The sequence below is a fragment of the Arthrobacter sp. H41 genome (assembly GCF_000520535.1).
Lineage (GTDB): Bacteria > Actinomycetota > Actinomycetes > Actinomycetales > Micrococcaceae > Arthrobacter_D.
Map to the genome: position 1 here is coordinate 112,242 of NZ_KI914760.1, position 8,829 is coordinate 121,070.

Below are 8,829 nucleotides of genomic sequence, written 5' to 3' on the forward strand. Positions count from 1 at the left end.
GCCGCCGGCTCAGCGCCGGCGGGGAGACGTCCGAGCCAGGCTGCAGCGCGCTCGAAATCCAGGAGGAACGGTGGATCGCCCACGGCCTTCAGGACGGCCTCCAGGAACAGCAGGGCACTGACGAGCACGACGACGACGGCAGTGAGGACTGCGGGAACGGCACGCGAGGCGTGCAGTTCCCGCCGCAGGATGCGCGGAGTCACCGCGGCGACCCGATCGCTCACGTCACCCGCCGTTCGCGGGCCACCGAAATGCCGGTGACGCGCAGGTCCACCCGGCTGAGCCGGGCCCCGGTCAAATGCTGGACCCGCATCCGGATCACTGCCTGCGCATCCTGCGCACGGCGGGTCAGCGAGCCGCCGAAGGATTCAACCAGCGAGGGGTCGGTCACTAACGCGGCCAGCGGCGGAATGGGAAGCGGCAGCGCGAGGTGGAGTGCCAGCAGACCGGCTTCATCGTCGAAGGAGGCCCTCACGTCGCCCGCCGGGATTCCCAGCGTTTCAGCAGCCACGGCCTGTGCCGTGCTGGCCAGCGCCTGTGTGGTGATCCGGGTGTGTCCTGCGGTCATGAGGACGAGCGGCGTCCGGCAAGGGCATCGCGGACGCTCCGGAGATCGAGCTTGCCTTCAAGGATCCGCCCGCTGACCGCCCCGCATGCCACCAGCAGCGCGGTCAGGAGGAATCCCCAGAAACCGAAGGAAAGGGCGGCGAAGGCCAGTACCGCCCCTACTGCCATTCCAGTCCGGGTGGGTGTCATGGGAGTTTCCTTACTCGATGGGAGTGCGTGCGGAAGCGCCGGGCGCGCGGCCCTTGTCCGCGCTGCGGATTTCGTTGCTGCGGGCGTCATTGAGGCCGGGGATGTGGACATCGACAATCTCCACGTTCACCTCGATCACTTCAAGACCCACCAGCTCCTCGACTGCCTGGCAGACCGCGGTACGCACCGAATCCGCCAGCCGATTCAGCGGGTAGCCGTAATCGGCCACCAGGCTGATATCCACCGCCACCTGGGTCTGTCCGACCTCCACCCGGATGCCCTGGCCGAGGTCGCTGCCGCCGACGGCGTCGCGGATGGCACCGAGCGCGCGGCCGGTTCCCGCGCCGAGTGCATGCACCCCGGGCACCGAGCGCGCTGCGATCGCTGCGATCTTCACGGCAGCCGGGTCACCGATGACCGTGCGTCCTGCCACCCCGTCCCCTGCCGGCCGGATCAGGCTTCCGCCGTTTCGTTCATCCATTCAGTGCGCCCCTTTCTCGTGTGCCCAGCCTAAGCCCCGGCACGGGTCGCATCTGCGCATTGCTGTCCCTGCGCTTCGGCACGGCGGGTCGAAAGAGGCTCGCGAGGGCCCGGCCGGTCTATCCGGACGTCTGCCCGGCACAGTGTGCGCCCAGCCAGTCCTGTACCGGTTTCAACGCCTCCCGGAAACCCCGTTCGTCGAATTCCCCGGAGCCCTGGGGCGGAACCTCCACGGCTCCGGCGAGCACCGTGAAGTTCCCGTGCAGCTCTCCCGGGACCTTTCCGCGCAGTCCAAGGATCTGGTTCCGCAGCGCGGCAACGGCTGCGGGATCGGAGTGCGAGCGGAGACTCATCGGCGCGAGCAGGATGGAGGACACCCCTCCGGCCACCATCACGCAGGAGTCGGAAGGTTCAGGGTTCGGCGCGGTGCCGGGAGCCGCTTCCATAGTCCCCGGTCCACCGGTTCCCGTCCCATCGGGCTGCAGGGAGTCGCGCACGGTAGGAGGCTGCGGCATATTGATCGCCGGGGCGGAATCGTTGCCCGTACCACTGCTGCACCCGGTGGCAAGCAGTACTACGGCTGCAGCGCAGACGGCAGTGACAGGCAGTCTCAAGGCGGGCCCCTCCAAGTTGTGCTCCCCGGGTTCCAACGCGCGGGCAGTGAAATACTCTCCCGGCCCTCCCGCAGGCGGCTTGCACCGGGCAGAATGGCCACAGCCCACTCCATGCTGCGATTAAACACAGAAACCCCGCGCTCCCTGAGGACCAGCGGGGTGTTCAGTGGTGGCTCCGACCGGCGTCGATCCGGTGACCTTTCGATTTTCAGTCGAACGCTCTACCAACTGAGCTACAGAGCCTTGCAACCATCTTGACGATGACCGTTTCCAGCCGGGCTTATTCGTACGTCTGAACCGGTACTGCCTAAGCCGCCTGAGCGACCCTGACGGGACTTGAACCCGCGACCTCCGCCGTGACAGGGCGGCGCGCTAACCAACTGCGCTACAGGGCCTAGCTTTTCTTGCACTTGCATTTTTACAAGATCTTCATCCTACCAGCATCCCTGCTGGCGGAAGAACCGCTGATGCGGCCTGTCCTGCGTACCCCCAACGGGATTCGAACCCGTGCCGCCGCCGTGAAAGGGCGGTGTCCTAGGCCGCTAGACGATGGGGGCCTGGATCACACCGGGGTTCGAGCTGCCCCCGAAATTACTGGATTTCCGGGGAATTCTTCCCTGCTGTGGACGTCTAAAACTATAGGGCCTCGATCTCGATTACACAAAATAGCCCCCCTCGGGACGATCGGCACAGGCCTGCGCACTAGAATCCGAGGATGCCGATAGACATCAGCCTCGCGGAGTTCGAGGCCGCCGTCGACGACGCCATCGACGAGATTCCCGACGACCTCGCCCGCGCCATGAACAACGTGGCGATCTTCGTGGTGGAGGAGTACGAGCCGGGACCCGGTGAGGAACCCGACACGGAACTGCTGGGGCTGTATGAGGGTACTCCCCTGACCGAACGGGACTCCTGGTGGGATGCCGGTTCCCTTCCGGACCGGATCAGCATCTTTCGGCAGCCCCTCCAGCGGGCGTGTTCGACACGCGAGGAACTGGTCGAGGAGATCCTCGTGACGGTGATCCACGAGGTGGCGCACCACTTCGGGATCGACGACGACCGCCTCCATGAGCTGGGGTGGGGCTGAATCTCGGCTCACCCCGGGACAACCGCCTACCCCACGGAAGGAATCATCGGCCCGAAGGATTCCCTGTCCTGCAGGCGAGGATCGTCGCGGTCGGGCACCACCAGCACCGGACCTTTGGCATGGTGCAGCACCGCCTGGCTGGTGGACCCCATCAGCATCCCCGTGAAGCCGCCCCGCCCCCGCGTGCCGAGGACCAGGAGTTCCGATGTCGCCGAAGCCTTGATCAGGACTTCGGCCGGCGGGCCGTCCTTCAACTCCACGGTGATCGGCAGGCCCGGGAAGTGGCTCTGGAGCCAGTCCCTGCCGGCGTTGAGCTGCACGGTGATGTCCGCGTGCAGCGCTTCACGATCCAGCGGTGCCGGCACCCAGGCCAGTGAACCGTTGAACGGGGCCAGCGAACAGATCACGCGAAGCGCCAGTCCGCGCGACTGCGCCTCCTCGGCGGCCGCGAGCGATGCCGTGCGGGCATGCTCGGAGCCGTCGACACCCACGACGACGATGGGCTCCACACCCTCCTTCGACGGCACGGTTCCGCTCTTGAGATGTTTCTCGGCGAGCTCCGGTCTGCCCAGGCGGGGGGAGCTGCAGAGCGGAACGATGACCGTGGGGCATTTCGCGTGGGCCGGCAGCGCACTGCTGACCGACCCCAGCAGCCGGCCGACGAAACCCCCACGCCCCCGCGAACCGACCACCACGAGCTCGGCCTCTTCGGAAAGATCGAGGAGAACCCCTGCCGCGTCCCCGGTTTCGATCCGCGGGACAACCTCGACGCTCGAACCCTCGAGGTAGGTCAGCGATTCGTCGAGGACGCTGCGCGCACCTTCGCGGATGACGGCGTCGTCGACGGTCGCGTACCCGGCGTCCATGCTGGAAGCCGCGAACACCGGAATGGTGTAGGCGGTGACCACGTGGAGCGGCGCATTCCGCCGCTCGGCCTCACGTGCGGCCCACAACAGTGCGCATACGCTCTGGTCGGAGCCGTCGACCCCCACCACGACGCCATGCCTCCCAGAGGCCTGAAACGAATCCCCTACAGGCGAATTGCCCACGGCGAACCTCCTTTGGCTCTACGTCCCTGACCGGGTCGCGGTCACGGGTGTTCTACTTGTAGCCTACTCAGAATCCGCGGTCTATCCACGGTGCATAAAGTTATATAGGCTTCGAGCAATTGTCGTGGAGCGGAGCCACCCGAAAGGGGGGCCGGCTTCGCACGCAATGCTCCTGGTTGACCCGTTCGCAGCCAGGGGTCCGTACGGTCCGGAAGAGGCGCCGGACCGTACGGAATTATCCTTCTCACCGGAGGTATCAATAGTGACTTCTCTGCCGCTTGAATCGGTCCGCGCAGCGTCCAGCGCGTGTGCCTACGCGGAACTGACCACCACCGTGGTTATCGGCGCAGGCCTCTCCGGGCTTGCGGTAGCGAGTGAACTGAGCCGCCGGGGGATCGACTCCATCGTTGTCGAGAGCCTCGAGTGCCTCGATTCCGGGGCCTGCCGTACCGTGATGACCGATTCTGTATCACTCTCGGAGCGCTCCGAACTGATGCGCCTGCTTCGGGGCTATGCCTCGAGTCATCGGCTCGATGTCCGGCACTCCACGATCGCGGAACACCTGAGCATCATCGGCCATTCGAAGATCCTTCCGGAGGACCGCGTCCCCGTCTCGAAGAAGTGGGCGGTGCAGACGGCCGACGGCGTCCTGCTCGCCGACCACGTGGTACTCACCAAGTACCCGCAGAACCAGCTGCGGCGCCTACTTCGCTCCATGGGCATCGCCATCGGAAGCGACTTCAAAGCCGCGCTGCGCGCGATCGGGCTTCACCTGGTGGGAGTGGGGGAATTGCTGACCCCCACGACCCGCGAGATCGTGCGGCAGGCGAAGCTCGTCAGTGACGCCATCGTGGCAGGTTCCCGGGCCATCGCCCAGTTTCCGCCGCTTCCCGCGGTATCTCCACTCCGGGCCTGATGCCGCAGCACCGCCGTCCGCGCGGGAACTGCCTGTGGTGGTCCGCTAGCGGCTCAGGCGCTTGCGTGCCGTGATCCCCAGCCCGACGGCGAGGGCCAGCAGCACCGCGATCATGACGATGATGCTCCACGGGAAATCGCTGACGCCCGCAGTCTCCGTGTCCGGCGACTCCGCTTCAGCCGTCTCGAGGGGAAGGCCGGTGGTTGCCGCATCAGGCGCTGCTGCCTCACCGGGGGCTGTAGCAACGCCGGGTGCTGCTGCCGCTCCTGATGCTGCGGTGAAGGTGAAGGATCCCTCGATCGGGTGCGAGTCGGAGGACACCACGCGCCAGTTGACTGTGTATTCACCTGCCGGCGCCCCCGGACGCACCGCCTGCTGCGCCGAGGCGTTCACGATCTGCGGCGCACCTTCCGCCCAGTCCGTGCCGGCGTCGTCGAGAACCTGCACCTCGGCGCCGATTCCCGACGGCACCTCGGAGAACATCAGCTCCACCGTGGCGGGCAGGACGTCCACTGTGCCGCCTGCGGGGGGATTGCTGCTGGCGAGGTCATCGTGGGCCAGCGCGGGAGCGGCGGTGAGCAGCGACAGCAGCATCGTGACCATCGCAGTGAGGAGAACGGCGGCGTTCCGCAGGGCGTGCGCGGGACGGGTGGAGCGGGCAACGGGTGCGGAAGACGAGGAAGGCATGATTCAAGCCTATCGGTCGGAACTGGCACGAAGCTGGGTAGCAAGCCGGTAACCGTGCCGGGATAGGATTTCGAGCAAGCGCCCACCTCTTCCGAAGGACCCCCATGCTCAAACAAGGCTCCGTGCTGGACCGCTACTTCGAGATCACCCAGCGGGGGTCCACCTCTTCACGGGAGATCCGCGGAGGCGTGGCCACGTTCTTCGCCATGAGCTACATCGTGGTGCTGAACCCGCTGATCCTTGCGGGAGCCGACTCGTCGGGCGCGGAGCTCGGGTTCGAGCGGGTCGCCGCCGTCACAGCTCTTGTGGCGGGCATCCTGACGATCGTCATGGGCGCGTGGGCGAAGTACCCGTTCGCCCTGGCCACCGGACTTGGGGTGAACGCCTTCGTGGCCATCACCGTCGCCACGAACCCGGGACTCACCTGGCCGGACATCATGGGCCTCGTGATGCTTGCGGGCCTCACCATGCTGGTATTGGTGCTGACCGGGTTCCGGACCGCGGTCTTCAATGCGGTCCCGGAGAGCCTGAAGACCGCGATCGTGGTGGGCATCGGGCTCTTCATCGCCCTGATCGGCCTCGTGAATGCCGGATTCGTGCGCCGCATCCCCGACGTCGCGCAGACCACCGTACCGGTGGGCCTTGGCTTCGAGGGCGTCCTCATCGGATGGCCGACGCTCGTCTTCGTCGTGGGCCTGATCCTCACCATCGCACTCGTGGTGCGCCGTGTCCGGGGAGCCATCCTCATCGGAGTGCTCGCCGCCACCGTCCTCGCCGTCGTCGTCGAGGCCGTGGCGAACGTGGGCCCCAGCTTCATCCCGGGCGAGGATCCCAACCCCCAGGGCTGGTCGCTCGTGGTGCCGGAACTGCCCACCGGCGCGTGGGTGGGCCTTCCCGACCTCAGCCTGATCGGGAACGTGAGCCTGTTCGGAGCCTTCGGCCACCTCGGTGCCACCGCCGCGATGCTCCTGACCTTCACCATCCTGCTGAGCATCTTCTTCGACGCGATGGGCACGATGGTGGGCCTTGCCAACGAGGCCAAGGTCGTCGACGAGAAGGGAAACATCCCCGGGGTGGATCGTGTGCTGATCGTCGACGCCCTGGGTGCCGTTGCCGGCGGTGCGGGCTCCGTGTCGTCGAACCAGATCTACGTGGAATCGGGCGCGGGAATCGGTGAGGGTGCACGCACCGGCCTCGCCAACGTGGTGACCGGCGTCCTGTTCCTGCTAGCGATGTTCTTCACGCCGCTGATCAGCCTGGTGCCGTTCGAGGCGGTGGCGCCCGCGCTCGTCGTCGTCGGGTTCATGATGGTGGCGCAGGTGGGCCGCATCAATTTCGACGACTGGGGCATTGCCATCCCGGCGTTCCTGACGTTCACGCTGATGCCGTTCACCTACTCGATCGCCAACGGCCTGGGGGCCGGCTTCATCGCGTTCGTGCTGATCCGCGCTATCCAGGGGCGCGGCCGCGAGGTGCACCCGCTCATGTGGGCTGTCGCCGGAGCGTTCGTGGTGTTCTTCGGCATCGGTCCGATCGAGCAGATACTCGGGATCTAGGTGGGCGGCCCTACCTCGCGGACCAGCCGCCGTCCATGACGTAGGAGGAGCCGGTGACCATGCCGGCGTCGTCATCGGCGAGCCATGCCACGAGGGAGGCCACTTCGGCCGGCTCGACGAGCCGCTTGATGGCCGACTCGGTGAGCATGATCCTGGACAGCACCTCGTCCTCGGTGATGCCGTGCAACCGTGCCTGGTCGGCGAGCTGGTTCTCCACGAGCGGGGTGCGGACGTAGCCCGGGTTCACGCAGTTGCTGGTGACGCCGTGGGCACCGCCCTCCAGCGCCGTGACCTTCGACAGCCCCTCCAGGCCGTGCTTCGCCGCCACGTAGGCCGACTTGTAGGGAGAGGCCCTCAGCCCGTGGACCGATGACACGTTGATGATGCGTCCGAAATCCTTGGCGTACATGGCCGGCAGGCACGCCCGGATCAGGAGGAACGGTGCCTCGAGCATGAGGGCGAGGATGCGCCGGAAAGCTTCGGGGTCGAACTCCTCGATGGGGCTGATGGTCTGGATGCCGGCGTTGTTGACGAGGATGTCGGCGTCGAGGCTGAGAGTCTCGAGCGACCGCGTGTCCAGCAGGTCCACTGCCCATGCTTCGCCGTTCACCTCGGCAGCCAGCGCCTCCGCACCGTCGGAGTCGCGGTCGGCCACCACGACGACCGCGCCACGGGCTGCGAGCGCACGCACGCACGCAGCTCCGATGCCGCTGGCACCCCCGGTCACGATTGCACGCCGACCCTCGAGGGACTTTCCGTGCTGCGGTGGATCGGGCATCGTACTCATGGGAATCTCCTCGGTCGGCGCTGACCTTTCGAGTATTCGCGCAGGTTCCAGTGGCCAGCAATAGCCAAATCAGCAGGAGCAGTCTGCGATACTGCAGAAGTGCGACTCCCCGATCCGCAGGACCTCCTGATCCTGCTTGCCGTCGCCAAATCCGGGCGGTTCACCTCTGCAGCCGACTCGCTCGGCCTGAATCACACCACCGTGTCCCGGCGGATCGCCGCCCTCGAGAAGTCCCTGGGCGGGCACGTACTGCTACGCTCGAGCGGCGGCTGGGAGCTGACAAACCTCGGGCGGCGGGCGGTGCGGGCCGCCGAGGGCGTGGCCGACGCCGTCGCGCAATTGGCTGACGACGACGGCGGTGCACTCACCGGCGTCGTGCGGATGAGCGCGACTGACGGTTTCAGTGCCTACATCGCGGCTCCGGCCTTTGCCCGGCTGCGCGCGGCGAATCCCGCGCTGAGCATCGAGATCGTTGCGGCCACACGCCGTGCGTCGCAGACGCGGAGCGGCCTCGACCTCGAGGTGGTGGTGGGGGAACCGCAGGTGCACCGGGCCGAAGCCGTGCGCCTGGGCGCCTACGTGCTGGGGCTCTACGGGGCGCGGTCCTACCTCGAAGAGCGCGGCCGGCCGGAATCGGTCCACGAGGTGCTGGCGCATCCCCTGGTGTACTTCATCGACTCGATGCTGCAGGTGGACAGCCTCGACGCTCCACGGCGGCTCCTGCCGTCGATGCGGGACTCGCTCAGCTCCACCAACGTCTTCGTGCACGTGGAGGCGACGCGGGCCGGGGCGGGCCTGGGCCTCCTGCCCTGCTTCATGGCGGACCGGCACCCGGACCTGGTGCGGCTGCTGCCGGATGACATTGCGGAGAAGCTCGACTACTGGCTCGTCGTTCGG

11 protein-coding genes, 3 tRNA genes and 1 pseudogene are annotated in these 8,829 nt (G+C 67.0%); 4 read left to right on the plus strand and 11 right to left on the minus strand.

Features of this window, described 5'->3' with window-relative positions; genetic code table 11:
- From Y705_RS22085 to Y705_RS0102395, 8 genes and pseudogenes are all read right to left on the minus strand, one after another.
- Nucleotides 1-224 (minus strand): annotated as a pseudogene (locus Y705_RS22085) (hypothetical protein); the annotation flags it as partial.
- Complete coding sequence (locus Y705_RS0102365) at nucleotides 221-568, minus strand: hypothetical protein (protein WP_026531698.1); 348 nt, start codon at nucleotides 566-568, stop codon at nucleotides 221-223. The pseudogene Y705_RS22085 and the gene Y705_RS0102365, both read right to left, overlap by 4 nt.
- Nucleotides 565-756 (minus strand): DUF2273 domain-containing protein, encoded by a 192-nt coding sequence (locus Y705_RS0102370; protein WP_026531699.1) that lies wholly within the window; start codon nucleotides 754-756, stop codon nucleotides 565-567. Before Y705_RS0102370 ends, Y705_RS0102365 begins: the two co-directional genes overlap by 4 nt.
- A gap of 10 nt (nucleotides 757-766) precedes the next feature.
- The gene (locus tag Y705_RS16755; RefSeq protein ID WP_049822148.1) at nucleotides 767-1,237 is read right to left on the minus strand and encodes an Asp23/Gls24 family envelope stress response protein; all 471 of its coding nucleotides are present in this window, start codon (nucleotides 1,235-1,237) and stop codon (nucleotides 767-769) included.
- Nucleotides 1,238-1,355: 118 nt separating this feature from the next.
- Complete coding sequence (locus Y705_RS0102380; protein ID WP_155849865.1) at nucleotides 1,356-1,850, minus strand: hypothetical protein; 495 nt, start codon at nucleotides 1,848-1,850, stop codon at nucleotides 1,356-1,358.
- A gap of 167 nt (nucleotides 1,851-2,017) precedes the next feature.
- Nucleotides 2,018-2,093: transfer RNA gene (locus Y705_RS0102385), tRNA-Phe, on the minus strand.
- A 78-nt stretch (nucleotides 2,094-2,171) separates the two neighbouring features.
- Nucleotides 2,172-2,245 (minus strand) — tRNA-Asp (locus Y705_RS0102390).
- Nucleotides 2,246-2,334: 89 nt separating this feature from the next.
- Nucleotides 2,335-2,407 (minus strand) — tRNA-Glu (locus tag Y705_RS0102395).
- A gap of 158 nt (nucleotides 2,408-2,565) precedes the next feature.
- Between Y705_RS0102395 and Y705_RS0102400 the strand changes: the two genes are divergently transcribed.
- Nucleotides 2,566-2,937, plus strand: a complete 372-nt coding sequence (locus tag Y705_RS0102400) for a metallopeptidase family protein (RefSeq protein ID WP_049822149.1) — start codon at nucleotides 2,566-2,568, stop codon at nucleotides 2,935-2,937.
- 26 nt (nucleotides 2,938-2,963) lie between these two features.
- Here Y705_RS0102400 and Y705_RS16760 read toward each other — a convergent pair whose 3' ends face one another.
- Nucleotides 2,964-3,986, minus strand: coding sequence for a universal stress protein (locus tag Y705_RS16760; protein WP_049822150.1), 1,023 nt, complete (start codon nucleotides 3,984-3,986; stop codon nucleotides 2,964-2,966).
- Nucleotides 3,987-4,248: 262 nt separating this feature from the next.
- Here Y705_RS16760 and Y705_RS16765 point away from each other — a divergent pair, with 262 nt between their 5' ends.
- Nucleotides 4,249-4,902 (plus strand): FAD-dependent monooxygenase, encoded by a 654-nt coding sequence (locus Y705_RS16765; protein WP_049822151.1) that lies wholly within the window; start codon nucleotides 4,249-4,251, stop codon nucleotides 4,900-4,902.
- Between the two features lie 45 nt (nucleotides 4,903-4,947).
- On the opposite strand, the gene Y705_RS0102415 is transcribed toward Y705_RS16765, so the two are convergent.
- Nucleotides 4,948-5,589 carry a copper resistance CopC family protein gene (locus tag Y705_RS0102415; RefSeq protein ID WP_081737706.1) on the minus strand — a complete coding sequence of 214 codons (642 nt, stop codon included), beginning with the start codon at nucleotides 5,587-5,589 and terminating at the stop codon, nucleotides 4,948-4,950.
- A gap of 104 nt (nucleotides 5,590-5,693) precedes the next feature.
- Here Y705_RS0102415 and Y705_RS0102420 point away from each other — a divergent pair, with 104 nt between their 5' ends.
- On the plus strand, nucleotides 5,694-7,145 hold the full coding sequence (locus tag Y705_RS0102420; protein WP_026531703.1) for an NCS2 family permease: 1,452 nt from the start codon (nucleotides 5,694-5,696) through the stop codon (nucleotides 7,143-7,145).
- A gap of 10 nt (nucleotides 7,146-7,155) precedes the next feature.
- On the opposite strand, the gene Y705_RS0102425 is transcribed toward Y705_RS0102420, so the two are convergent.
- The gene (locus tag Y705_RS0102425; RefSeq protein WP_253908450.1) at nucleotides 7,156-7,932 is read right to left on the minus strand and encodes a 3-hydroxybutyrate dehydrogenase; all 777 of its coding nucleotides are present in this window, start codon (nucleotides 7,930-7,932) and stop codon (nucleotides 7,156-7,158) included.
- Nucleotides 7,933-8,031: 99 nt separating this feature from the next.
- Between Y705_RS0102425 and Y705_RS16770 the strand changes: the two genes are divergently transcribed.
- On the plus strand, nucleotides 8,032-8,829 hold a 798-nt coding region (locus tag Y705_RS16770), incomplete at its 3' end, for a LysR family transcriptional regulator (RefSeq protein WP_155849867.1).

Excerpts from the sequence above, each read along its gene's own strand:
- Y705_RS0102365 (WP_026531698.1), bottom strand. The coding sequence starts at position 568 with ATGACCGCAGGACACACCCGGATCACCACACAGGCGCTGGCCAGCACG.
- Y705_RS0102370 (WP_026531699.1), bottom strand. The coding sequence starts at position 756 with ATGACACCCACCCGGACTGGAATGGCAGTAGGGGCGGTACTGGCCTTC.
- Y705_RS16755 (WP_049822148.1), bottom strand. The coding sequence starts at position 1,237 with ATGGATGAACGAAACGGCGGAAGCCTGATCCGGCCGGCAGGGGACGGG.
- Y705_RS0102400 (WP_049822149.1), top strand. The coding sequence starts at position 2,566 with ATGCCGATAGACATCAGCCTCGCGGAGTTCGAGGCCGCCGTCGACGAC.
- Y705_RS0102415 (WP_081737706.1), bottom strand. The coding sequence starts at position 5,589 with ATGCCTTCCTCGTCTTCCGCACCCGTTGCCCGCTCCACCCGTCCCGCG.
- Y705_RS0102420 (WP_026531703.1), top strand. The coding sequence starts at position 5,694 with ATGCTCAAACAAGGCTCCGTGCTGGACCGCTACTTCGAGATCACCCAG.
- Y705_RS0102425 (WP_253908450.1), bottom strand. The coding sequence starts at position 7,932 with ATGAGTACGATGCCCGATCCACCGCAGCACGGAAAGTCCCTCGAGGGT.